The following is a 26,473-nucleotide window of genomic DNA, read 5'->3' as shown; positions in this document are numbered from 1 at the left end:
CAGCCAGGACCAGGACCGGGGCCAAGACCGCCGCAGCCAGGGCCAGGACCGGGGCCAAGGCCGCCACAGCCTATGATACCGCCGCCCAATTTTATACCAGAATTACCTGCCAATACAGAGGGTCCGGAAGCTTTCCGAATAGGAGGGCAGATAGGTCCTGGCAATCTATGGACCTGTTTTAACCGATTTACTTATGTTTGGCTTATTAATGGAAGTAATTTCTGGTTTTTCCCTACCTTTATAGGAAGAAACCATGTGGAAGGTTTCCGTTGGAGAAGAAATGCATGGGTCTATGAAAGGATTAACTTAAGATTGATATTCTTCTATTTGTGTTTCTAAAGCTTTGGAAAGGGCACTGTCTACTATTGGCAGTGTCCTTTTTACCGATTGGGAATGTCAGTTCAGGGCTGGCAGGGATAAGCCATTATAGGTCAATAGTACTAAAGGTGTTTCTTTCAATTTTCGATGTTTTATGATAGAATATAACAAAAGGGGCAATATAAGGGAGACTTGATAGAAACATGGATAATGGCCGGCCAGAAACAGAAAATACACTTCGCAGGAAAAGGCGTATAAAGCACCTGAAGAATGCGATTATAATAATAATTATAATTTGCTTACTGCTTCCAACTTTACTTTGTGTAATCTTGTTTGGTAAAATTTATTCTCTGGAGAGAAAGATTGATATATTGACAGAGAAACAGGTGGGAATGGAAGAAAAAAGCGGTGAAGCTTTTGAAAAAAATTTATATTATCAGGCAGAAGATTATTCATCTTCACTTGAAGAATCAGAAAAAAACAGTTATAATGAGGAAGAGATGTCAGCTGGCAGTTCTCTGGATACCAGCTTGACCCGAAATGATTCTGCAAGTAATTCAGGTGGAAATTCCGCAGGTTCAAAAGAAGCCATAATATCACCGGCAGCAGCAAAAGATAATGAAGAACAATCAAATAAAAAGACAACAGAGGTATCTTCTGGCAGCAAAGAGGATGCTTTAAATGCAGATGAAAAAGAGCAAGGAGCGCAGGATAAAAAACCGGTCTCTTTAAAAGATACCAGGAAGAATATAGATGAGCAGGAAAGGAAGAAGTATGAAGGAAAGGAAGTATACTTAACCTTTGATGACGGTCCAAGCGGTTACACGGATGATATTCTTAATATTCTGGATAAGTACCATGTAAAGGCAACCTTTTTTGTAATAGGAAAAACGGATGAACAGTCTAAAAAATCATATAAGCGGATAGTGGAAGAAGGGCATTCCATTGGTATGCACTCATATTCTCACGATTATGACCAGATATACAAATCTTTAAAGGCATTTGAAAGTGATTATAAACGAATAAGACAATTGATATATGAAACTACTGGTTTGGAGACGGATATTTACCGTTTTCCGGGAGGAAGCGGTAATGAGGTCAGCAGTACGGATATGTCTGTTTTTATTCGTTATCTCAATAAAGAGAATGTGGTTTATTACGATTGGAATGTGGCAAGCGGTGATGCGACGGGTGTGAATTATAAACCGGAGCAGCTTTGCGATAATATACTGGAAGGTATTGCGGACCATACGAGATCTATCGTACTGATGCATGACACGGATGCCAAGCTGAATACAGTCAGGTCTCTTGATAGCTTACTAAGTACATTGACAGAAAGCGGTGCCAAGTTGCTTGCTTTAAATGATACAGTGAAACCTATCCAGCAGGTAAAACTTAGTTCATCAGAACTTTATAATAAGTAAATTACATAGGAGGAACTTTAAATGGGCTTTTTTAAAGATTTTAAAGATGATTTATCGCAAGCGGTTAATGAATTATTACCGGAAGAGGTTTTAGAGAACGAAGGCAAGGATAATACTTCAGAGGAAGAAAATGAAAGTGCAGCAGCAGAGGGACAAGCAAAAGAAACAGAAGGCGAAACTGCAAAAGAGGAGAAAGAAGATGAGCTGACAGAGGAGGACAATGTAGATAAAGAACTCTTGGAAGCATTGTTAACTTCTGAAACGGAGACTTTAAAGGATGAAGAGCAGGCTGTAAACGAAAAAGAAGAGGATGGGCAGGGTACCGAGACAGAAGAGACTAACGGTGATGGTACAGATCTGACAGAAGAAATAACTATCATAGCAAAGAGTACGGTACTTACCGGTAATCTTCGTACGGACGGATCGCTGGAAGTAATAGGTACTATCAGAGGAGACGTTGACTGTAAAGGAAAGTTATCGGTAATAGGAAATGTGAATGGAAACTGTTCAGCTTCAGATGTTTATATAGGTGCAAAGCGCTTTGAAGGCTCAATTACCAGTGAAGGCAATATAAGAATAGGTCTTGGAACGGTAATCATCGGAGATATTCTTGGAACTGCCGGATTTATTGCAGGTGCTGTTAAAGGTGATATTGATATCAGCGGTCCTATTGTGATTGATTCATCAGCGGTTATTAAGGGAAATATTAAAGCTGCCTCTATTCAGATTAACAATGGTGCTGTTATTGAAGGTTTCTGCTCTCTGTCTTACGCAGCTGTTAATATTGATAACATATTTGAATAATTGGAGGTATTGTAAATGAACAGATATAAAAGAGTCTTACTGAAGCTAAGCGGGGAGGCTCTGGCCGGCGATAAAAAGACCGGTTTTGATGAAGCTACCTGTATTAAAGTTGCAAATCAGGTAAAGCAGCTGGTGCAGGAGGGAATTGAGGTAGGAGTTGTAATAGGCGGGGGTAACTTCTGGAGAGGAAGAACCAGCGAGACAATTGACCGTACAAAGGCTGATCAAATAGGTATGCTGGCAACTGTTATGAATTGTATTTATGTTTCAGAGATTTTCCGTTATGCCGGCATGAAGACTCAGGTACTTACTCCTTTTGAATGCGGCTCAATGACAAAGATTTTCTCAAAGGACAGAGCAAATAAATATTTTGAAAAAGGTATGGTAGTGTTCTTAGCAGGAGGAACAGGGCATCCGTATTTCTCAACGGATACGGGAGTTGTTCTAAGAGCAGTTGAGCTGGAAGCAGATGTGATATTGATGGCAAAGGCAGTGGATGGGGTCTATGACAGTGATCCCAAGAAGAATCCGGGTGCAAAGAAGTACAGTGAGATAAGTCTGAAAGAAGCCCTGGATAAACAGCTTGCAGTGGTGGATTTGTCAGCAACCGTCCTTGCTATGGAAAATAAAATGCCAATGTTAGTATTTGCACTGGAAAAGGAAGAGAGTATTATCAAAGCTGTTCATGGAAAGTCTGACGGAACCGTTGTGACAGCTTAGCGTGAAAAATAAAAACCATTTTTCACTTTTGATTTGTGCAATGTAGATTGCAAGCAATCTACCGGTAAACTTGCGATATGCATGGAAGCTAAAGAATTGGGAATTTATAAGTATTATAATGATAGAGGAGAAAAATTATGGATGCTAGATTGGAACAATACGAAAGCAAAATGACTAAAACACTGGATAATTTAAAGGAAGAGTTCTCTACGATTCGTGCCGGAAGAGCTAACCCTCATTTATTGGATAAACTTAGGGTTGATTACTATGGTACCCCGTCTTCTCTTCAATCCGTTGCAAACGTTTCAGTTCCTGAACCCAGAGTTATTCAGATTCAGCCGTGGGAAAGCAAGCTGATTAAGGATATTGAGAAGGCTATTATTGCTTCTGATCTGGGATTGACACCCAGTAATGACGGAAAGGTTATCAGATTGGTATTTCCTGAACTTACAGAGGAAAGAAGAAAGGATCTGGTAAAGGACATTAAGAAGAAGGCTGAAAATGCTAAGGTTGCTATCCGCAATATCAGAAGAGATGCAAACGATGCAATTAAGAAAATGAACAAAAACAATGAAATATCCGAGGATGAAGTTAAGAATTTAGAAGAGAGTACTCAGAAAGCCACGGATAAATACATTGCTGATGTAGATAAGCTTAGCGAGGACAAATCCAAAGAAATTCTTACGGTATAATCTTTTGAATATTTTACAGAAACTGCTCCAAAATTCAAAGAATTCTATTGTCAAGGCAATAGTTTTTGGATCTTTGAAGCAGTTTTTTTCAGTTGGAGGACTCCATGGGAGAAAAAGTTTCAGATAGAAATGTTCCAAGACATGTTGCGATAATATTAGATGGTAACGGGCGTTGGGCCAAAAAGCGTATGATGCCAAGAAATTATGGGCATGTACAGGGAAGTAAAACAGTTGAAAACATATGCGAAGAAGCATATAATATGGGAGTGGAGTATCTTACAGTTTATGCTTTCTCTACCGAGAACTGGAAGCGGCCCCAAGATGAGGTCGACGCACTGATGAAGCTTCTTCGAAGTTATCTTAAGAATTGCCAGAAGACCAGCAGTAAGAATAATATGAAGGTCCGCGTCTTAGGTGAAATAGACGGATTAAGCGAAGATATACAAAGAAGCATTAATGAACTTGAAGAAATCTCGGCCTCTAACACGGGGCTTCATTTTCAGGTGGCATTAAATTATGGCGGCAGGGATGAAATACTTAGAGCAGCTAAGAAGCTGGCAGAGGATTATAAAGACGGCAAGGTAAATCTTACAGAGATAAGCATGGATAGTTTCTCCGGATATTTGGATACGGAGGGAATTCCTGATCCGGATTTGATGATAAGAACCAGCGGTGAAAAGCGGATATCGAATTTTTTGTTATGGCAGTTGGCCTATACGGAATTTTATTTTACGGATACCTTATGGCCGGATTTTAATAAAGAGGAATTAAGAAAAGCCATTGAATATTACGCAAGCAGAAAGAGAAAGTTTGGCGGTATTGATGAATAATGATTTTTTGGGAGGTAACACATGTTTTGGGTAAGATTACGCAGTTCGGTCATACTAATGGTTATTACCATAGCTGTAATCCTGTTGGGAGGAGATGCTTTATTTGCTGTGGTGCTGGCAATTTCTATTATCGGAATGACAGAATTGTATAAAACAGGGAACCTCAATAAATCACCTCTTGGAATTACAGGCTATGCAGCTGCCATTGTCTTTTTTGCCTTACTGCGCTTTGGGTTGGGAGATTATAATATCTTTTTATTTATTGGGTTTTTATTGGTTTTAATGGTTATTTACGTATTTTTATATCCAAAATACCGGGTAGAGGAGATTACGGCAGCCTTTTTTGGACTTTTTTATGTGGCGGTTATGCTAAGCTTTATTTATCAGGTAAGAATGCTGGAAGGCGGCTTTTATATTGTCTGGCTTATCTTTATTGGTGCATGGGGATCTGATACTAGTGCTTATTGTGTGGGAATGCTGATTGGAAAACATAAAAATTTTACACCTCTAAGCCCCAAGAAATCAATTGAAGGCTGTGTCGGGGGAGTTGTCGGTGCAGCACTCATTGGATTTTTATATGCGCTGATAATTAAAAACCACATTACTAATTTTCATAATATAGAGCTTGCTTTTGCTCTGATTTCAGCCTCTGCCAGTGTGATATCCCAGATAGGAGATTTAGCAGCTTCTGCAATCAAAAGGAATCATGATATCAAGGACTATGGGACTCTTATTCCCGGACATGGCGGTATTCTGGACAGATTCGACAGCATCATTTTTGTTGCCCCTATTGTATATTTCCTTGCAACTATATTATAATAGGGATACTTAAGTTTGGCATTTGCAAAAGGAGTTATGATGAAGTATATATCTATACTGGGTTCTACCGGTTCTATAGGTACTCAAACTTTAGAAATTGTAAGAGAAAATACTGACATAAAAATAGTGGCACTTGCTGCAGGGAGTAATATTTCCCTGCTGGAAGCACAAATCAGGGAGTTTAAACCTGCTTTGGCCGCGGTTTATGATAAAGAAAAGGCAAAAGAACTGGCTGTGAAGGTAAGGGATACAGATACAGCTGTTATGTCAGGGATGGAAGGTTTGATTGTCTGCAGTACTGATATACATACGGATATTGTTGTTACAGCTTTGGTGGGAATGATTGGAATTATTCCTACGGTGGAAGCTATTAAGGCCGGAAAGGACATTGCTCTTGCCAATAAGGAAACACTGGTTACAGCCGGGCATATTATTATGCCGTTAGCAAAGGAAAGACAGGTTCGGATCCTGCCTGTTGACAGTGAACATTCTGCCATTTTTCAGGCTTTAAACGGAGAAGGGAAAAATGAAATAGAAAGAATTATCCTTACAGCTTCCGGCGGGCCCTTTAGGGGCAAAAAAAGAAAAGAATTGGAAAATATCAAAGTGGAAGATGCGCTAAAGCATCCTAATTGGTCCATGGGCAGAAAAATTACTATTGATTCTTCCACTATGGTAAATAAAGGTCTTGAGGTCATGGAGGCCAAATGGTTATTTGATGTGGATTTGGAGAAAATACAAGTAGTCATTCAACCACAGAGTATTATTCATTCTGCTGTCGAATACATGGATGGCAGCGTAATTGCACAAATGGGCATGCCGGATATGAAGCTTCCCATACAGTATGCTCTTTACTATCCTGAAAGAAGAGGTCTAAAGGGAGAAAGAATCGACTTTTTTAAGCTTGGCAGGCTGGATTTTTTTGAGCCGGATTATGAAACTTTTGAAGGGCTTAAATTGGCCTATGAAGCAGCAAAAATGGGGGGCAGTGTGCCAACTGTCTTTAACGCTGCCAATGAATATGCCGTAGCAAAGTTTTTAGACAGGAAGATATCTTACCTGGAAATCACGGATTTGATAAAGACGGCAATAGATATGCACAGATACAGGGAAAACCCTTCTGTTGCTGAGATTCTTGAAGTTGAAAAAGAAACCTATGAATTTCTTGACAGAAGTTTAAAAAGATAACAAGACGGTATAGTTTTATACATTTTCTGCAGCCGTTAACAATAAATATGGTGTAGATACACTAAGATAGGAGAAAGCATGAATATAATTATAGCAATTTTAATATTTAGCGTCCTTATTATCATCCATGAATTAGGGCATTTTCTTTTAGCCAAATCCAATGGGATATTTGTAACAGAATTTTCTATTGGTATGGGCCCAAGAATTCTGTCTATGGTAAAGACAACAAAGGGTTACCGGTTACGGGCATTTATGTCACCTGGAGATTTCGCTGCCGCGAACAGAGAACTGGAAGCAACTATTTACTCCATTAAACTGCTCCCAATCGGCGGTTCCTGTATGATGCTTGGGGAGGATGAAAGCGTAGAGGATGAAAGAGCCTTCAATAAAAAAGGCGTATGGGGCAGGATTTCTGTTGTTTTAGCAGGCCCTATTTTTAATTTTGTATTGGCATTGGTTCTGGCACTCGTTATTGTGGGTATGCGCGGTTATGACCCGGCAAAGGTTACAAATGTGACTTCACAGGCAAAAGAAGCGGGTCTGCAGAATGGAGATGTTATAACCCAAATAAACGGAAAACATATAAACCTTGCTAGGGAATTAGACCTTTATCTTTTTTTCAATCCTTTAAATGAGGCGGATGTGGAACTTACCTATGAACGGGGTGGAGAGAAACATAACGTGACTATAAATCCCGAATATGTTAAAGATTATAAACTGGGATTTTATTATGATGACGGCAATGGTACAATTGTAAAGGAAGTAATGGATAGTTATCCTATGAAGGAAGCCGGACTTCAAAAAGGTGATATTATAACTGAAATCAATGGTACAGTTGTTGAAACAAAAGATGATATCGTGGATTATTTTAAACAGAATCCTATGACGGAAAAGGCCATTGAAATTGTCTATAAAAGAGATGGCACTGTAAATACCGCTTCCGTAACTCCTAAGCTGGCAGGGGAGGGATATACTATAGGTTTTGGTATTGACGGCAGCAGGGTTAAGACGAATGGAATCGGAGTTATAAAATATAGTCTGGCAGAGGTGAAATATGTCATTGTATACACCGTTGACAGTCTTAAAATGTTGTTTACCGGTAAAGTAAAGGCGAATGATTTGGCAGGACCGGTAGGTATTGTGGATATGATTGGAAATATCTATAAAGACAGTGCACCAAGCGGTTTTGTTACAATATTCTTAAGTCTTGCAAGTTTTAGTTTATTACTTAGTGCGAATCTTGGCATTATGAACCTTCTTCCTATCCCTGCACTGGATGGCGGGAGACTGGTATTTTTATTGATTGAGGTGTTTAGAGGAAGACCGGTGGATCAGAACAAGGAAGGCATCGTGCATATGATAGGCTTTATCGCACTGATGATTCTTATGGTATTTGTAATGTTCAACGATTTAAATAGGATTTTTTAATATTTAGGGAAGCACTGATTAATTAGTGTTTCCCTTATATTTTGGGTACCAAAGATGATACTGATAGGTTTATAGAACGAAAACTAATGCTTTAGTTTCCTGGCGAAATATGTAATAACAATATATATAATGTAATTATTATATATATATTGACAAAAAAGTAAAAATATAGTAAATTATAAAAGTGAAAAGTTACAAGTATTTATTGGTATTAATAGTTTTAGTGCTAAATACATATAAAACTATTGTACATAGACAAACATAAAACTAACTGGAGGTAAATATTCTTGAATAATGTATTAGACGCGGTAAATCTTCAAGAAATAACGCTTGAAGAAATGGAAAAAGTTGATGGTGGTGGTATTGGAGAAATATTGTATGAAGGATTATACGGTTATATGTTAGGAAAGGTCATTTGGACACCGGCTAAAATAAGTTGGGAGACTAGTCAGAAGGCAAACCTAGTATATGGTCGTGATTATCAATAACTAAGAGTTTTTAAAAGGATGCATTGCTGAGCTAACTTTTACAGTTAGAGTGTAGTGTGTCCTTTTTTAATTGCCTTAATGAGGCATTTGTGTAAAGTTTTAGTCTATCATTTAAGTAATCGATTATACAAGAGACTGCTTTCTGTTTTAATATTGTAATAAAGATTAGCTATTTGATGAGAAAAAGAATTTAATGAATAATTTTGGATATGAGAAAAGACTTGACTAAAACATTTGAAATGGTAATATTGATAATGAAGATTAAAAGGAATACAGATTTAGTTAAAATAGATTATCAAATTGTTATAATCGATTGGATTAATTTGATGACATAAATTTTATTATTAGTTTGGAGTATTATGAAAAGAATAACAAAAATAGTGAAGATAGGAAATAAACTTATTGGAGGAGGGAACCCGATCCTCATCCAGTCCATGACAAATACAAAGACAGAAGATATAGAAGCCACCACAGAGCAGATTCTAAAGCTGGAAGCAGCAGGCTGTGATATTATACGTTGTGCCGTTCCTACGATGGAGGCAGCTCATGCCATAAAGGAAATTAAGAGGGGAATACATATTCCTCTTGTGGCGGACATTCATTTTGATTACCGCCTGGCCATTGCTGCCATAGAGAATGGGGCAGATAAGGTCAGAATTAATCCCGGAAATATCGGAGGATATGAGAAGCTAAGAGCGGTGGTTGAAGCCGCCAGGGAAAGAAATATTCCCATCCGGGTGGGAGTTAACAGCGGCTCGCTGGAAAAAGAGCTGGTTGAAAAATATGGAGGTGTCACACCGGAAGGTCTGGTGGAAAGTGCTCTTGATAAGGTGAGGGCTATTGAAGATATGGGATATGACAATCTGGTAATCAGCATAAAGTCTTCTGATGTTTTAATGTGTATTAAGGCTCACGAGATGATTGCAGAAAAAACAGCATATCCTCTTCATGTGGGTATAACCGAATCGGGTACCCTGCTCTCCGGCAACATTAAGTCCGCTGTGGGCTTAGGCATTATGCTTTATGAGGGTATCGGCGATACCATCCGGGTATCCTTAACCGGAGATCCTTTGGAGGAAATTAAGTCTGCCAGGCTTATCTTAAAAACACTCGGTCTTAGAAAGGGCGGAGTGGAACTGGTGTCCTGCCCTACCTGCGGAAGGACCCAGATTGACTTGATTGGTCTTGCGGGGCAGGTAGAAGATATGATTCAGGAATTTGACATGGATATCAAGGTAGCAGTAATGGGCTGTGCGGTAAATGGTCCGGGAGAAGCGAAGGAAGCCGATATCGGAATAGCCGGCGGAAAGGGAGAAGGAATACTTATTAAGAAGGGGAAGGTTGTAAGAAAAGTCCCGGAGAATAAGCTTTTGGAAGCCTTAAGGGAAGAACTTCTTGCAATGAAGGCGGATATGCACATGATTTGAGCAGTGCCGAATCTGTTTACAGATACGGCATGCATAGGATTAGACAGAAAAGAGGCGTAAGAAATGGGAATGCTTTTTTTTGAAGTATTTGACCAGTTGGGTGATACACCGGAGGATTTGGTACAGCTATTCAAAGAGGTTGTGATTGCAAAGGTTTGTGTATCCAAGTCCAGGAGTGAGATTAAAATTCATATGGAAAGCGGCAGGCTGATTCAGAAAAAAGAGATAGGCAGAATGGAACAGCTTATAAAGAACAGGCTGTTTTCTGAAACCCCTGATGAGGTCAGGTTTCAGGAAAGCTACCATCTTTCTGCGCAATACACCCCGGAGAATCTCTTTGAAGTCTACAAAGAGAGCATTCTGACGGAATTTCGGGAAAGAAGCATTCTGGAATATAATATATTTGAACTTTCTAAAATAACCTTTGATGGGAACCGGATTACCTTTCAGTGTGAGGAGAGCTTTTTGATTCGAAAGCTGGCAGAGGAATTTAAAAGGCATCTGGTTTCTATCTTTGAGAGGTTTAACCTGTCCGTTTCGATTCTGTTTGATTACTATGAGCCGGTTAAGAAGGAATCGAAAGAGGAATACGAGTTTGTCCGGCTTAGTAACAGTGTACATAATAATTATCAAGAGGATAGTACAGGCAGCAGGGAAACGGCTTCCTCTGCCACACCGGAGAGTGGGGAAGCCTATTCCAAAGAGAAGCCTTTACCCAGTATGCCAAGGGCAGCAAGGGAAGAGAAGAAGAACGATAAGACCTTTACAAAGTCAGAATATACGCCTAAGAAGGTCATACATGATCCGGATACGATATACGGCAGAGGCTTTGAAGGGGAAGCAATTCCCATTGCGGATATACAGGATGAAATCGGTGAAGTTGTTATACGAGGGAAAATACTTGGGACGGATAGCCGGGAACTTCGGAATGAAAAGACCCTGTTTATTTTTACTATAACGGATTTTACTGATTCCATATCGGCCAAGATGTTTCTAAAAACAGAGGAAGCCGCTGAGGTTACGGATGTCTTAAAAAAGGGAAAATTCATTAAGCTTAAAGGAATGGCGCTGATGGATAAATACGACAGGGAGATTTCCATTGGCTCCATTGTCGGAGTAAAAGCAATTCCCGCCTTTACCGTGAAGAGGATGGATAACAGCGTAGAGAAACGTGTGGAGCTCCATGCCCATACCATGATGAGTGATATGGATGCGGTTGTAGATGTAAAGGATTTGGTAAAGAGGGCATTTGAATGGGGGCATAGGGCGGTTGCCATCACAGACCACGGTGTGGTGCAGTCCTTCCCGGAAGCCAATCATACCCTAAGCAAAAAGGATTACCCGGAATCAGAGTGGGAAAGATTGAAGCAGTTTAAGGTAATATACGGAGTAGAAGCCTACCTGGTTGATGACTTAAAGGAAATTGTCGTAAATCCCAAGGGACAGACACTTTCCGATGCCTATGTAGTATTTGATATTGAGACCACAGGCTTTGGGCCTGTTAAGGATAGGATTATTGAAATCGGTGCAGTAAAGGTCAGGGAAGGTGTTATTGTTGATAAATTCAGCAGTTTTATTAACCCAGAGATACCCATACCCCAAAGAATCGAAGAACTTACCGGCATTACAGACGATATGGTAATCGGAGCCCCTAAAATTGATGTAATATTGCTGGAATTTCTGGCATTTTGTGAAGGCAGCGTACTGGTAGCCCATAATGCTTCCTTTGATGTGAGCTTTATCCGCAAAAAGGCAGAGATGCTTGGGATAGAGACGAACTTTACCGTAGTGGATACGGTCGGGATGGCAAGAATGTTAATTCCGGATTTGAATAATTATAAGCTTAACACGGTAGCGAAGTCTCTTCATGTATCTCTTGAAAACCATCACAGGGCGGTAGATGACGCAGGGGCAACTGCAGAGATATTTATAAAACTGCTGCCAAAGCTCTCTGACCTTGGAGTTACTGTCTTAGAGGAAATTGATCCCCTTGGCAAGCTTTCGGCAGATGCTGTTAAGAAGCTTCCTACCTATCATGCGATCATATTAGCGCAAAATGATATCGGGAGAGTGAATTTATACAAGCTTATATCTCTGTCCCATATTCAATATTACCAGAAAAGACCCCGTATCCCCAAGAGCTTATTTCTGGAGAACAGGGAGGGGCTTATAATTGGTTCTGCCTGTGAGGCAGGAGAGCTTTATCAGGCAATCTTAAGGGAGCAGCCGCCGGAAGAAATAAACCGCCTGGCAGAATTCTATGATTATCTGGAAATACAGCCTCTGGCAAACAATGACTTTATGATCGAAAGTGAAAAAATCAATATCAATTCCCGGGAAGAGCTGATGGATATCAACCGCAGAATTGTAAGGCTTGGAGAGGAATTTAATAAGCCGGTGGTTGCTACCTGTGACGTTCATTTCATGGATCCGGAGGATGAGATATACAGGCGGATCCTTTTATATGGAAAAGGAATGAAGGACGCGGATAACCAGGCTCCCCTGTTCTTTCGGACTACGGAGGAGATGCTGGGGGAATTCTCTTATCTTGGGAAGGATAAGGCCTATGAGGTGGTTGTGACCAACACTAATCTGATTGCCGACAGGATAGAGAAGATATCACCGGTGCGCCCGGATAAGTGCCCGCCGGTCATTCCGGATTCTGATAAGACTTTAAGGGAAATCTGCTATAATAAGGCTCATTCCATGTATGGGCCAGAACTTCCAAAACAGGTGGAGGAGAGGTTAGAGCATGAGCTTCGCTCCATCATAACCAATGGTTTTGCAGTTATGTACATTATTGCCCAGAAGCTGGTGTGGAAGTCCAATGAAGACGGCTATCTGGTTGGTTCCAGAGGTTCCGTAGGCTCCTCCTTTGTAGCGACCATGTCAGGTATTACAGAGGTTAATCCCCTGGCAGCCCATTATTACTGTACAAACTGCCATTATTCGGATTTTGATTCTGAAGAAGTAAAAGCCTATGCCGGCAGCAGCGGCTGCGACATGCCGGATAAAAACTGCCCGGTATGCGGACAGCCCTTAAGTAAGGATGGACATGATATTCCCTTTGAAACCTTCTTAGGCTTTAACGGAGACAAGGAGCCGGATATCGACTTGAATTTCTCCGGTGAATACCAAAGCAAGGCTCATGATTATACAGAAGTTATCTTTGGAGAAGGACATACCTTCCGCGCGGGAACTATCGGTACCCTGGCAGATAAGACCGCTTACGGCTTTGTATTAAAATATTATGAGGAACATAACCAGCACAGAAGAAAGGCAGAGATCGAACGTATCGTATCCGGCTGTGTCGGTGTACGAAGAACAACCGGCCAGCATCCCGGCGGTATTATTGTACTTCCTCATGGTGAGGAGATTTATTCCTTTACACCCGTGCAGCGTCCTGCCAATGATATGACTACCAAGACTATAACTACTCATTTTGATTACCATTCCATTGACCATAACCTGTTAAAGCTGGATATACTCGGACACGATGATCCGACAATGATAAGAATGCTTGAGGATCTTACGGGGTTGGATGCCAAGAGTATAAGACTGGATGATGAGAAGGTATTATCCCTTTTTGATAATCTAAGTGCTTTAGGGATAAAGCCGGAGGATTTGGGAGGCTGTGACTTGGGTTGTCTTGGTGTCCCGGAATTCGGCACAGATTTCGTTATGCAGATGCTAAGAGATACAAGACCTAAGAATTTCTCAGACCTTGTACGTATATCAGGACTTTCCCATGGAACGGATGTGTGGCTTAACAATGCACAGACCCTCATTACGGAAGGAAAATGTACTCTGGGTTCTGCTATCTGTACCCGTGATGATATTATGACCTATCTCATTAATATGGGCGTTGACAGCGGACATTCTTTTAAGATAATGGAAAGTGTGCGTAAGGGAAAAGGCCTGACACCGGAAATGGAAGAGGAAATGCTGGCATCAGGGGTGCCGGATTGGTATATCTGGTCCTGTAAACGGATTAAGTATATGTTCCCTAAGGCACATGCGGCAGCTTACGTTATGATGGCCTTTCGTATTGCCTATTTTAAGGTGTATTATCCTTTAGCTTACTATGCGGCTTATTTTTCCATCCGTGCCTCTGCCTTTAACTATGAGCTTATGTGCCTTGGCAAGGAACGGCTGGAGAGGCATATGGCAGACTATAAACGCAGAGGAAATGAGTTAAGTAAAAAGGAGCAGGATACTTATAAGGATATGCGTATCGTGCAGGAGATGTATGCCAGAGGTTTTGAATTTGTACCCATTGATATCTATACGGCAAAGGCAAATCACTTTCAGATAGTTGATGGTAAGCTGATGCCTTCCCTAAGCACCATAGACGGTCTTGGAGATAAAGCTGCCGATGGGGTTGTAGAGGCAGTAAAGGACGGCAAATTCCTGTCAAGGGATGACTTTAGAAGCCGCTGCAAGGTAAGTACGACGGTGGTGGATTTGATGAATGACTTGAGGCTTCTGGGAGATTTGCCGGAGAGCAACCAGATATCTCTGATGGATTTTCTGCAATAATCAAAAAATAATCAGGTACAAAGGCTCTATTGTTGATGTAGAAGCAGCTTGCTTCACATTGGCATAGAGCCTTTTTTATTATGGTTTCCAAAATAATGAATAAAACTACTGCAATAGTCATATTGGTTTTTGTTAATAAAAACCATTAAATGGTAAATTGTACAAAAAAGCAGATAAATAATTAAAAATTTCTAAAAATTGACATCTTGATATTGCAGAAGAGAAATTATATAATGAGGAATCTTCTGGTAAATGTTAGAAAAAATTGCTTGATTTTACAGTACAAGGGGGTACTAAAATGAGGTTTATAACATTAATATTCTTTATTACATTTCTGATTTTTCAAACACTCTATGTATTTGTCCCATTAGTTTCATCCTTTAAAAGAAAACTGAATATAAACCAAAAGGAAAATGGCATATCTGTCTTAATTCCTGCCTATAATGAAGAGTTAGTACTAAAAAACTGTATCAGTGCAGTTGAAAATGTAGAATATTCTAATTTTGAGGTAATTATTATTAATGACGGTTCCAAAGACGGAACAATGGATATGCTGGAACAATTTCTGGACCTGAAAGTGGTTGAAAGGAGGAGGCAGAAAAAGCTGCATTACAATGAGATTAAAAATATCTATCAATCGATGAACCATAAAAAGATTTTGGTGATAGATAAAAGAAACGGCGGGAAGGCTGATGCATTAAATGCAGGAATTGATTGTGCCGGCCATGAAATCATTATTACTCTGGATGCGGACAGTATGCTGGATGCCAAATCTCTTCAGTACATAAATGCGGCTTTTCATAGAGAAGATATAATTGCTGCGGGAGGAACCGTTCACGTGGTTCAGGGGACCTCCAAAAAGGATGGAAAGATTTGGCCTAAATTTCCTGCCAAAAGAATTATCAGGCATCAGGCCCTTCATTATATCCACGGCTTTTATGTGAAAAAGCAGACACAATCTGTATTTAATTCAATTGTTGTAATTTCAGGAGCATTTGGAGCATTTAAGAGAAATATTCTTTTTGAGATAGACGGATTCCGAAGAACTGTTGGTGAGGATATGGATATTACTTTGAAAATTTACAGATACATGAATGAAAACAAGATTAAGAAAAGACTGGTTTATGTTCCGGAGGCAGTATGCTATACGGAGTGCCCGGAGGATTTACACAATTTCGTAAAACAGCGGTTTCGCTGGCAAAATGCATTTATCGATTGCGTTGTTGAATATTGGAAAGCTTTGTTTAATGAATTTAATACATCGCTATCTCTGTTCTTTTTAATTGATGGCTTTTTCTTTGGAACAGTAACAGCCTATACATCAATTTTTATGCCGGTTGTGATTCTGCTTACCGGACAGGGGTACAAGCTTGCACTGCTGTTATATCTGTGTGCTGTAGGTTTTGATATTATTCAAAGTATTGTTGCACTGATTGTCAGCGGACGGTATGGTTACCGTTACTCTTTCAGGGATTATATCAGGATCGCGCTATTTGCACCTATTGATTTATTTGTATTCAAACAGATACCTTTATTTATTAATACAGTCGGGACCATATCCTATTTCTTCCAGGAGGAAAGATGGAATTACATTGAAAGAAAAGGTGAGGTTTCTATATAAGAAAAATGGCAACCTGCGGACAGTTTATACTTACTATAAGAAGGAGAGTATTGAATGAAAAGAAAGACAATCATAAATGAACAAGCTGCGAAAGCTAGAATTTATTACTTAGATATTTTACGTGTATTATCCATTTTGGCAGTGATTACAATTCATGTTACGGCAACAAATGTAAGTGCTATTCGTAACATGGATACCTTTCATTGGTGGTTTGTCAATATACTGAACTCTTTTTCCAGAAGTGCTGTCCCTATTTTCTTCATGATCAGCGGGGCATTGCTGTTAGGCAATGAAAAGAATGGGAATATCAAGGAATTCTTAAAAAAGCGGTTACCAAGGATTGGGATTCCTTTTCTCGTGTGGAGTATTGTTTATTGCGTTTTAAAGCATTATGTAATCGAGCCTGATTATCCTGGGATTTTTTCTTTTGGTAAAATCATGGTGAAAGAGATTCTGCAGGATTCGGTATACCATCATTTATGGTTTGTCTATATAATGCTTGCAATGTACTTTGTAATCCCCTTTGTGAATAAAATAATAAAAAATGCCGCCAAAGAAGAGCTGCAGTTTTTCATTGTCATGTGGTTTTTTGTTACCATTGCCTATACCACTTTTCAAGGAATTTATTACATAAAGACAGAGCAGTATTTTTATATCAGATTTTTAGATATTCCTTTTTACAGTGGATATTTAGGCTTTTTTATTCTGGGCTACTATTTGAAAAACCAGGAGTTTAGCAAAAAGATGAGAGGGATAATTTATGCAGCCGGAGGAAGTGCTATGCTGGCGGCACCAATCCTGACCTATTTGATTACCAGAGGAAAAGATGTATTAAACGAACTTTTCTATGGGAATTTTTCAATTACGACATTCTTAAGTGCGGTGGCAGTCTTCATCCTGTTTAAAAATATAGCATGGGAAGAAAAAATCAATAAACGGTTAATGCGGTTAATTATTTCCATGAGTGAAGCAACCTTTGGAATTTACTTAATCCACTTATTGGTACAGATATACCTGGTCCGCTGTATTGAAACCAGCAGTAAGAGTATTGCAGCTTTTGCCTCTGTATCCGATGTCGTAACGATTGCTGCAGTATTTATGATAAGCTTTTTTATAGTAAAGCTTATCAACTTAAATTCCCGCATCAGCAAAATACTTTTTGGATAAACAGTGCATTTTAGGAGGGCAATTATGAAGAAAAGGAAAATAAGGCTTTGGGTCATAGGCGGGGTATTATTGGCGGCAATTCTGACAGCAGGTCTTTTGGTATTAGAATCCAAAAGGGAGGAGTATGTGGTATCGGCTTATCTGCCGCTGTGGAAGCAGTGGAACTGCAATGAACTTAAGGCAGAGCAGCTGGACATTTTATATATTGCCTTTGCAGGTATAGGTGCAGATCATAAAATTACATTTGCAGACAAAACATATTTGGAAAAAATAAAAGCACTTAGAGAAGCATTTCCTGATCTGACCCTTTGCCTTGCCATAGGCGGATATAATAGTGATGGCTTCTCTGATGCAGCATATTCGGAAGAAAGCAGGAGCGCATTTACAAAGAGCATTATGAGCTTCATACAGAAATATCATTTGGACGGAGTGGATATAGACTGGGAGTTTCCGGTTAATGGAGGCTGGGGAAGTATCAAATGCCGTAAGGAAGATAAACAGAACTTTACCTATCTGTTAAGTTCGTTAAGGAAGGGAATGGATCAGTTGGAAGAAGAGACAGGGAAACGGTATGAGCTTTCTTTTGCTGCCACCTCGGCGGATTGGGGAACGGAGGTGATTGAACCTGATCAGGTACAAAGACTTGTAGACCGGGTTAATCTCATGAGTTATGATTATACGGGTTACTGGGAGAGCACTACCGCCCATCATTCCAATCTTTACAAAAATCCCAAAAGTCCCATTGCAATTAATATTAATGATTCGGTAAAGCACTATATTGCCTCCGGAATTCCCGCAAAAAAGCTTGTACTGGGAATTCCGGCCTATGGCCGCGGCTGGACTGGGGTAACCAATAAAGATAACGGACTGTATCAGACAGCACAAAATTGCATAGATAACTATCAAGTAGATTTATCCTATAATACCTTGTGTAAAAATTATATTAACAAGAACGGATATGTACGCCATTGGGATGAGCAGGCGAAAGCGCCGTATTTGTTCAATGGAAATGAATTTATCACTTATGATGATAAAAAGTCCGTTGCTGTTAAAATGAGTTATGTTAAGAAACACGGCCTGGGGGGAGGGATGTGCTGGGAATATTCACAGGACCAGAATGGGGAACTGATTGGTGTCATGCATGATATATTGCATTAAATATGTATTCGGGAATAACAAAAAGGACTTCTATTTGAGAAGTCCTTTTTTAAACAGCTCATAGGGGAGTCGAACCCCTGTCTCAGCACTGAGAATGCCACATCTTGACCACTTGACCAATGAGCCATATCACATTTAGTATTGTACAACAATCAAATAAAAAATGCAAGTACTATTTTTAAAGTTTTTCAAAAAGTTTTAAAAATAGCTTCAATAGTTGGAAATCTTATGGTGAGTGCATGCCTGTCTCGATTTTATTGACAAAAAACTAATATCTGCTTATAATTAGGTACTAGTGGACTTATTAGGTTTTCGAACCATTATTTATACACAGGAGGCAAATAGAGTGAAGGCGTATGGAGTGAATGAACTAAGAAAAATGTTCTTAGACTTTTTCGAAAGTAAAGGTCATTTAAAAATGGACAGCTTTTCCCTGGTTCCCCAAAATGACAAAAGTTTATTATTAATTAATTCAGGTATGGCACCTCTAAAACCATATTTTACAGGGCAGGAGATACCTCCGAAAAAGCGTGTTACCACCTGTCAGAAATGTATCCGTACCGGTGATATTGAAAATGTAGGAAAGACTGCAAGACACGGTACTTTCTTTGAAATGCTTGGAAACTTCTCCTTTGGAGATTATTTTAAAACAGAAGCAATACACTGGTCCTGGGAATTCTTAACTGAGGTGGTTGGGATTGACCCCAACAGGCTTTATCCTTCCGTATATGAAGAGGACGATGAAGCCTTTGAAATATGGAATAAACAAATCGGAATTGCACCGGAGAGGATCTTTCGTTTCGGCAAGGCTGACAACTTCTGGGAGCATGGTGCAGGTCCTTGCGGTCCCTGCTCAGAGATTTATTATGACCGCGGAGAAAAGTATGGCTGTCATGAGCCCGGCTGTACGGTAGGCTGTGACTGCGACCGTTATATTGAAGTATGGAACAATGTATTTACCCAGTTTGAAAATGACGGCAATGGTCATTATACGGAGCTGGTCCAGAAGAATATCGATACCGGAATGGGACTGGAAAGACTTGCCACTGTTACCCAGGATGTGGATTCTATTTTCGACGTGGATACGATCAAGGCACTCCGCGATAAGGTGTGTGAGGTAGCCGGTGTGACCTATAAGAAGGATCAAAAGACAGATGTATCCATCCGCTTAATTACCGACCATATCCGTTCCGTAACCTTTATGATATCGGACGGCATTATTCCCTCCAACGAAGGAAGAGGCTATGTGCTTCGAAGGCTGTTAAGACGTGCAGCCCGCCATGGAAGGCTTCTTGGAATCAAGGACCGTTTCCTTGCTACCTTAAGCACAACTGTTATTGCAGAATCCAAGGACGGCTATCCGGAACTGGAAGAGAAAAAGGACTATATCTTAAAGCTGCTTACGATAGAAGAAGATAATTTTAACAAGACAATTGATCAGGGTCTTAAGCTTTTATCAGAACTGGAAGAGGTTCTTGTAAAGGAAGGAAAGAATATACTTTCCGGCGAAGATGCCTTTAAGCTCTATGACACTTATGGATTCCCTCTTGACTTAACAAAGGAAATCCTGGAGGAGAAAGGCTTTACCATTGATGAAGAAGGCTTTGCAAAGGCCATGAACGTGCAAAGAGAAACAGCCAGAAGTGCCCGTGCGGTTACCAATTACATGGGTGCGGATGAGACCGTATATTTACAGCTTGATCCCACTCTTACTTCAAGCTTTGCAGGCTATGAAAAAGATGAGACAGATTCAGCGATAATTGCTCTTACCACAGAGACAGAAGTGGTTACAGAGCTTGTTGCAGGACAAAAGGGAACGATCTTTACAAAGGAGACACCTTTTTATGCAACCAGCGGCGGTCAGGCGGCAGATACCGGCGTTATCACAACAGCTGCTGCAGAATTTGAAGTGGAGGACACCATCAAGTTACAGGGCGGTAAAATCGGTCATGTAGGTGTTGTGACCAAGGGAATGATAAAGGCGGGTGAAACAGTTCATCTGGCTATCAGCAAGGAAAGAAGAGGTGACACCAGAAAGAACCACAGTGCTACCCACTTGCTTCAAAAGGCTCTTCGTACAGTAGTAGGTTCCCATGTAGAGCAGGCAGGTTCCTTTGTAAATGAAGACAGGCTGCGTTTTGACTTTACACATTTCTCTGCTCTGACCAGGGAAGAAATCCGTAAAGTAGAAGACATCGTAAATGAACAGATTCAAAATGGCCTAACCGTAAATACTGATATTATGACGATTGAAGAGGCAAAGAAGACCGGTGCTATGGCACTGTTCGGCGAAAAGTACGGAGACAGCGTAAGGGTTGTGACCATGGGTGATTTCAGTAAGGAGTTATGCGGTGGTACCCATGTTTCCAATACAAGTTCCATTATGGTGTTTAAAATCGTTTCTGAAACCGGTGTTGCTGCCGGAGTCAGACGTATCGAAGCACTTACCGGCAAGGGAGTGTTCCGCTATTATGAACAGCTTGAGGCAGAATTAAATCAGGCGGCAAGAACAGCAAAGACAGAGCCTGCACAGCTTTCAGCGAAGATAGAAAGCCTTCAGGAAGAAATAAAAGCGCTGCAGTCTGAGAATGAGAAGTTAAAGAATAAACTTGCCAAGGATGCCCTGGGTGATGTTATGAACCAGGTAACAGAAATCAAGGGAGTTAAGCTTTTGGCAGTAAGAGCAGATGGAGTTGATGTTAACAATCTTAGGAATCTTGGAGACCAGTTAAAGGATAAGATAGGAGAAGGTGTTGTTATTTTAGCTTCTGCTGCTGATGACAAGGTAAACCTGATTGCTATGGTTACGGATGCTGCCATTAAAAAGGGTGCCCATGCCGGCAATCTTATTAAGGAACTGGCTGCATTAGTAGGCGGCGGCGGTGGCGGACGTCCAAACATTGCCCAGGCCGGCGGTAAAAATCCGGCAGGTATTGATGCTCTGATAGAAGCAGCTCCTAAAGCATTAGAAAAACAGTTACAGTAATTCTGCAATTAATACATGAAAATAAAAGCCTTAAAAGATGAAAAAGGTACTACCTGTTTCACTTTTAGGGCTTTTTTGCATCTATGTGAGAAAAGAAGGACATATCTTATTGACAAAGCCGCTCACTTAAAATAATATTTAAAATATAATTTACTAATTATACAAAAAAATATAACAAAAAATTTATAATATGATTCTAAGTTCCAGCATTTGAGCAGTAACGACACTGACAAATGACAAAATATAACAAAATTCTGTACATGGCGATGCAGAAAAGGAGGAAGCTATGAAGGTAGATTATGACAGCAGGCGTATTAACAATTTTAATGTTCTTCTTATTTGGGGGTTGTCGACGGTACTATCCGTCCAGGCTTTTATCAGTACGGGCGTGGATTATGGGATTAAAGTACTTTTGGCAACCTATTCAGCAGCAATATTTTCTACGCTGTTAGCCTTAGGCTGCAGAAAATTTAAGAAGCTTACGAAGCTTGCAGGAATACTGATTCCCCTTTCTGTTGCCGTGTCGGCAAGCTTCTTAAACCATATTGAAAGTGGGGCAATCACGGTAAGAGTGTTCCTTATTTATACCGGAAGCTTTGCTATGGTTGCACTTTATTTTAGCAGGTCAACTCTTTTAGGCTATGCGGCAGTCTTCAATCTTTTTATAATCGGTTCTTTTCTCTATGATCCGCAAGGGTTATTAGGGGATAACCATAATGTAACGGAATTTGTGACCAGACTGGTCTGCCTGGACCTTATGATGTTTATACTTTATATTCTGACAAAATGGGGAAGCGAATATATCTCATCTGCCCAGATGAAAGAAAGAGAAGCGGTAGAAATGACACAAAAGCGGGAAGGTACCTTTGCGGTCATTGATGAGAATACCTTACAGCTTAATGATGCGATATCCAAAGCGTATCAATATATTCAGACAATTGAAACAGTCAGTAACCAAACAACCCAGGTGGTGGATAAGATTGCGGAAGGAATTTCAAAAGAGGCAGAGAGCACAGGAGCCATAGCGAAGAAAGCTGCCGATGCAACGGGAACAATAAAAGAAACACAGGCGATTTCGGCAAAGACAATTGAAAATTCGGGAGAAATGCAGGATATCATCCATGAGAATTCAGAGGGAATTGACATCATGCTGAAACAGATGGACACCATTGAAAATGCAGTTGGAACTGCTATGAATACGGTAGTTGACTTAAAGGACAGTATGGAGCAGATTAACCAGTTTATGGCCAGTATAACTGCCATAGCAAGTCAAACGAATCTGCTTGCCCTGAATGCAGCCATCGAAGCTGCCAGGGCAGGGGAAGCGGGGCAGGGCTTTGCAGTTGTGGCGGAAGAAGTAAGAAATCTGGCGGAAATGAGTTCAAAGACTGTCAAAGAGGTTCTTGTGGTAGTGGAGAAGCTGCAGGAAGCAGCAGCTCAAACATATGATAAGGTAGTAGATGGAAAGGATGCAGTGACAGCGGGCACAAAGGTAATTAAAGAAGTTAAGGACCGTTTTGTGATGCTTAAGAAGAATTCAGAATTAATTAACAGCCAGATTGGAGAGCAGGACTTTAAAATATCCGAAGTTAACACAGCATTTGCTGTGATATTGGATCAACTTGAGAATATTTCCGGTTTATCATCAGAACATGCAGCATCGACAGAAGAAATTCTCGCGTCTATGGAGGAACAGAATCAAAGTATCCGCATAACGACAGGAGAAATGTCAGTAATGCAGAAACTAAGCAGCAGCCTTCGAAATGAGCTGGGTGCAAAGTAGAAAGGATAACCATGAGTTTTCAAGGGTATAAGCTCAAATTTGATCTGTATGCAAGCCATAAAAGCATTTCAGATCCGGCAATGCCCGAACACTTCCATAATTTTACGATTACCCTATATATTAAAAGTTACGGAAATGAGCTTATCCTGTTTGAAAAAATAGAAGAGAATATTTCGGAATGGCTTGAACAGTATCAGAATAAAAGCCTTCATGTCATGTTTATTGAGGCGGCAGGAGATGCGCTCTACCTGGCATTGAAGGAAAAGATAGAAGGAACAGGATTTGAGTTAATACGCCTTGATATCAGTGAGTCCCCCGTTCATGTATATTCTGTTTCTGAGAAAATATTAGATGGCAGTGTCAATCTGCTTGAGTACTCACCTCTTCTTAATGTTTCATGGAATAATCCTGCGGCAGGCGGTACTTTTGAGAGCGGCAATCATTTTGCCGTTGAGAATATAGAAAGTGGCAGTATTGCTGATGAAACAGCGGTTTCTGTCACTCCCGCAAAAGAGAATACAAGCAGGGAAATGGCTTTAACAAAGGAAGAACCTGTAACGGCAGAGCAGGTGTTTTCAGAAATAGCCGCAGCAAAAGAAAGAGGTCAGTCTTTAACAGCCTTTAAGTTTATGCTTTACATATCGGCTATCTTAATTGTCTCTTTAGGAATTATGTATATAGTAAGAGCCGGCGGAAGTTATCCCAAAGGATCTGATATTTTCTGCCATATCTATAGGGCCGATCTGATATTTCAGTCGCTTAAGAAAGGTGTATTCTACCCGTTATATGATCCATACTGGTATAATGGAGTTGAAATTATGCGCTATTGGGGGCCTCTGCCTTTGTATACACTGGCTTTGATGCAGTATTTTGCAGGCGGAGATTCCATGAATGCTTATATATTGTTTACAGGCCTGATATATATTGCGGGAAGTTTAGGCTGGATGCTGTCAGGACTTCGTTATAACCGCATGGGGCTTGCATTTCTATTAGGTATACTTTGGTTTTTTCAACCGGAAAATATGGCAGTGTTTTTTGAAGGCGGCAATCTTCCAAGAGCTTTGATTGCAGCCATTTTGCCATATCTCGTATATTTTATGTGGAATTATTTAAAAGCAGGGAGAATAAGGGATGCCTTAGCAGTTATTTTCTTACAGGGGTTAATCGGTATCTGCCATGGCGGTATAGCAGTCATGCTGTTTGTAACCTTTGCTTTGTTCCTGGGAATATACGGGGCAGTGATGAAGGAGTCAAAGAGAGTACTCTCTTTACTTACAGGTATGCTTTTAGCTTTTGCACTTATCGGCATATGGCTGTATCCTGCCCTGATTGGCGGAGGGGTAACAAGCGGCTCCAGTACGAACCAGGTTATGAAAAATTTCTTTCAAAGCCTTTTTGTTTCCCTTAATCCCATATACCGTTTACAGGGAATGACAGATATTTTTTACTTCGGACTGCCGCTATTCGTATTGCTGGTATTTGGAGTTATTTACGGCAGTAAGGAAACTGTTCCCGCATTTTTAGCAGCAATGCTGATTTTATTTTCCACATCAAAAACGGCCTATGAAATATTCTCAAGACTTCCCATCAGCCAGTTTCTTTGGATGCAAAGATTCATACCGGGAGCAGTGATTTTAGCGCTGTTTGCTTTTTTGCAGTGGAAGAAATTAAAACCATATATAATGGTTCTATTGTGCCTGGCGCTGATACTGGATACCCTTCCGTCTTATAGATATATTTATTCAGGGGTAAATGGGGCACAGGATGTTTATACAGCACAAAGAAATAATGCGGATAATCTGTTGATTAGCGATGCCAAGAAGATAACTTCACAGAGGCTTGCTATACTGGACCTTAGCCGGTATGGAGCATTTGCTCCTTATTATGTGGCAGGTACGGATAAACGAATTAAATATACCTTTGGAGCAGGCTGGGAAGGAGCTCATACGGCATCCAATATTGTGCGGCTAAACACTGCGCTGGCGGGAGGCAATTATTATTATCTGTTTGACAGGTGCTTAGAGCTTGGAAGTGATACGGTGCTCATCCCAACAGTTTTCTTAGAGAATAAAGAGGAAGACATAGACAAGATAGCCGCGGCCGCCGAAAAATCCGGTTATGCACGAAAGGAGAACAGGAACGGCAGTCTGCTTTTTCATAGAAATACGATAAGCAGTTTTGGGGTGGTGACAGACTATGAATATATGGCCATTGGTTCTTCTGCAAAAGATATTGCCTTATTATTCCCTGCCTTTAAAGAAGGGGATTCTCTGCAGCTTGACAGCTATACATACGAGGAATTAAAGGAATATAAAAAAATCTATTTATCAGGATTTACTTATAAGAACAAAAAAGGGGCGGAAGAGCTTTTGACTGCTCTTGCTGGCAGCGGCACGGAAATCTTCATTGATATGAATAAGATACCTGCTGATGCAAAAACAAACCGGTACGAACTGCTAGGGGTGAGTGCCCAGGTTATTTCCTTTAAAGACTATTTTCCAAAGCTTAAGTATGAGGGCGAAAATTACGTTTCTGAAATGTTTGCAGATACGAAAGAAGAGGGGGGCGAAGATTTATCAACCTGGAACACGGTATATTTGGATGGCATCAAAGAGAAAGAAGGAACATGCAATCTGGATGGTACGGAACTGGTTTTTGAAGGAACGGCAGGAAATAAGAACATTCATTTTCTGGGATTTAATCTGCCCTATCATGTTTTGACCAGCCAGGATACAGAAATAGCAGAGCTGTTAAAGCAGATTTTTAAGCTGGATACAGATAGTCTGCCGCTTAGGACAATTGTACCGCTTATCATTTCTTACTGCCATAATAAGATTATTATTACCAGTGATTATGATAATGTTAATACCACCCTTTCCGGTTTGGATATCTTACATGGAAAAGGGACTTTAAAAACGGACAATAATTTGCTGGTGGCTGATAAGGGTATAACAGTAATTACGATTAAGTATCCCTATTTCGTACAAGGGCTGCTCATCAGTATCATAGGAATAACCGGTACGGTTCTTTATTTGTTTTGGTTAAAAAGAAACCGGATGAAAAGTGATAAGGAGGAATAGT

Annotated in this window: 18 protein-coding genes and 1 tRNA gene; 18 read left to right on the top strand and 1 reads right to left on the bottom strand. The window is 40.3% G+C overall.

Annotation, left to right across the window (positions count from 1 at the left end; all coding sequences use genetic code 11):
- From BUF11_RS24585 to BUF11_RS13240, 15 genes are all read left to right on the top strand, one after another.
- The coding region (locus BUF11_RS24585; RefSeq protein ID WP_207665484.1) for a hypothetical protein at positions 1-182 on the top strand (182 nt) is incomplete at its 5' end.
- Positions 183-689: 507 nt separating this feature from the next.
- On the top strand, positions 690-1,742 hold the full coding sequence (locus BUF11_RS13305; protein WP_175562061.1) for a polysaccharide deacetylase family protein: 1,053 nt from the start codon (positions 690-692) through the stop codon (positions 1,740-1,742).
- 21 nt (positions 1,743-1,763) lie between these two features.
- A complete protein-coding gene (locus BUF11_RS13300) occupies positions 1,764-2,546 on the top strand; it encodes a bactofilin family protein (protein WP_073589342.1) in 783 nt (260 codons plus the stop codon).
- A gap of 15 nt (positions 2,547-2,561) precedes the next feature.
- Complete coding sequence (pyrH, locus tag BUF11_RS13295) at positions 2,562-3,266, top strand: UMP kinase (RefSeq protein ID WP_073589341.1); 705 nt, start codon at positions 2,562-2,564, stop codon at positions 3,264-3,266.
- A gap of 137 nt (positions 3,267-3,403) precedes the next feature.
- Positions 3,404-3,958, top strand: coding sequence for a ribosome recycling factor (gene frr / locus BUF11_RS13290; RefSeq protein ID WP_073589340.1), 555 nt, complete (start codon positions 3,404-3,406; stop codon positions 3,956-3,958).
- Between the two features lie 104 nt (positions 3,959-4,062).
- The gene (locus BUF11_RS13285) at positions 4,063-4,788 is read left to right on the top strand and encodes an isoprenyl transferase (protein WP_073589339.1); all 726 of its coding nucleotides are present in this window, start codon (positions 4,063-4,065) and stop codon (positions 4,786-4,788) included.
- A 21-nt stretch (positions 4,789-4,809) separates the two neighbouring features.
- Positions 4,810-5,607, top strand: coding sequence for a phosphatidate cytidylyltransferase (locus tag BUF11_RS13280; RefSeq protein ID WP_073589338.1), 798 nt, complete (start codon positions 4,810-4,812; stop codon positions 5,605-5,607).
- A gap of 39 nt (positions 5,608-5,646) precedes the next feature.
- A complete protein-coding gene (locus tag BUF11_RS13275; protein WP_073589337.1) occupies positions 5,647-6,795 on the top strand; it encodes a 1-deoxy-D-xylulose-5-phosphate reductoisomerase in 1,149 nt (382 codons plus the stop codon).
- A 78-nt stretch (positions 6,796-6,873) separates the two neighbouring features.
- Complete coding sequence (rseP, locus tag BUF11_RS13270; RefSeq protein WP_073589336.1) at positions 6,874-8,223, top strand: RIP metalloprotease RseP; 1,350 nt, start codon at positions 6,874-6,876, stop codon at positions 8,221-8,223.
- A 287-nt stretch (positions 8,224-8,510) separates the two neighbouring features.
- A complete protein-coding gene (locus BUF11_RS13265) occupies positions 8,511-8,711 on the top strand; it encodes a hypothetical protein (RefSeq protein WP_073589335.1) in 201 nt (66 codons plus the stop codon).
- Between the two features lie 359 nt (positions 8,712-9,070).
- Positions 9,071-10,138, top strand: a complete 1,068-nt coding sequence (ispG, locus tag BUF11_RS13260; protein ID WP_175562060.1) for a flavodoxin-dependent (E)-4-hydroxy-3-methylbut-2-enyl-diphosphate synthase — start codon at positions 9,071-9,073, stop codon at positions 10,136-10,138.
- A 63-nt stretch (positions 10,139-10,201) separates the two neighbouring features.
- Positions 10,202-14,677 carry a PolC-type DNA polymerase III gene (locus tag BUF11_RS13255; RefSeq protein WP_073589333.1) on the top strand — a complete coding sequence of 1,492 codons (4,476 nt, stop codon included), beginning with the start codon at positions 10,202-10,204 and terminating at the stop codon, positions 14,675-14,677.
- A 298-nt stretch (positions 14,678-14,975) separates the two neighbouring features.
- Positions 14,976-16,298 (top strand): glycosyltransferase family 2 protein, encoded by a 1,323-nt coding sequence (locus tag BUF11_RS13250; protein ID WP_073589332.1) that lies wholly within the window; start codon positions 14,976-14,978, stop codon positions 16,296-16,298.
- Between the two features lie 54 nt (positions 16,299-16,352).
- Positions 16,353-17,465, top strand: coding sequence for an acyltransferase (locus BUF11_RS13245; RefSeq protein WP_073589331.1), 1,113 nt, complete (start codon positions 16,353-16,355; stop codon positions 17,463-17,465).
- Between the two features lie 24 nt (positions 17,466-17,489).
- Positions 17,490-18,623, top strand: a complete 1,134-nt coding sequence (locus BUF11_RS13240) for a glycoside hydrolase family 18 protein (RefSeq protein WP_084558644.1) — start codon at positions 17,490-17,492, stop codon at positions 18,621-18,623.
- Positions 18,624-18,677: 54 nt separating this feature from the next.
- Here BUF11_RS13240 and BUF11_RS13235 read toward each other — a convergent pair.
- Positions 18,678-18,749, bottom strand: a tRNA-Glu gene (locus BUF11_RS13235).
- Between the two features lie 220 nt (positions 18,750-18,969).
- Here BUF11_RS13235 and alaS point away from each other — a divergent pair.
- The 3 genes from alaS (at position 18,970) to BUF11_RS13220 (ending at position 26,472) form a co-directional block, all read left to right on the top strand.
- On the top strand, positions 18,970-21,609 hold the full coding sequence (alaS, locus tag BUF11_RS13230) for an alanine--tRNA ligase (RefSeq protein WP_073589330.1): 2,640 nt from the start codon (positions 18,970-18,972) through the stop codon (positions 21,607-21,609).
- A gap of 286 nt (positions 21,610-21,895) precedes the next feature.
- On the top strand, positions 21,896-23,392 hold the full coding sequence (locus BUF11_RS13225) for a methyl-accepting chemotaxis protein (RefSeq protein WP_073589329.1): 1,497 nt from the start codon (positions 21,896-21,898) through the stop codon (positions 23,390-23,392).
- A gap of 11 nt (positions 23,393-23,403) precedes the next feature.
- Positions 23,404-26,472, top strand: a complete 3,069-nt coding sequence (locus BUF11_RS13220) for a 6-pyruvoyl-tetrahydropterin synthase-related protein (protein ID WP_073589328.1) — start codon at positions 23,404-23,406, stop codon at positions 26,470-26,472.
- Position 26,473: the final 1 nt, after the last annotated feature.

Origin of the sequence: Anaerocolumna xylanovorans DSM 12503 (genome assembly GCF_900143645.1) — a bacterium.
Lineage (GTDB): Bacteria > Bacillota > Clostridia > Lachnospirales > Lachnospiraceae > Anaerocolumna > Anaerocolumna xylanovorans.
Note: the sequence above shows the minus strand (reverse complement) of the source record. Positions and strands in the feature narration are given on the sequence as shown.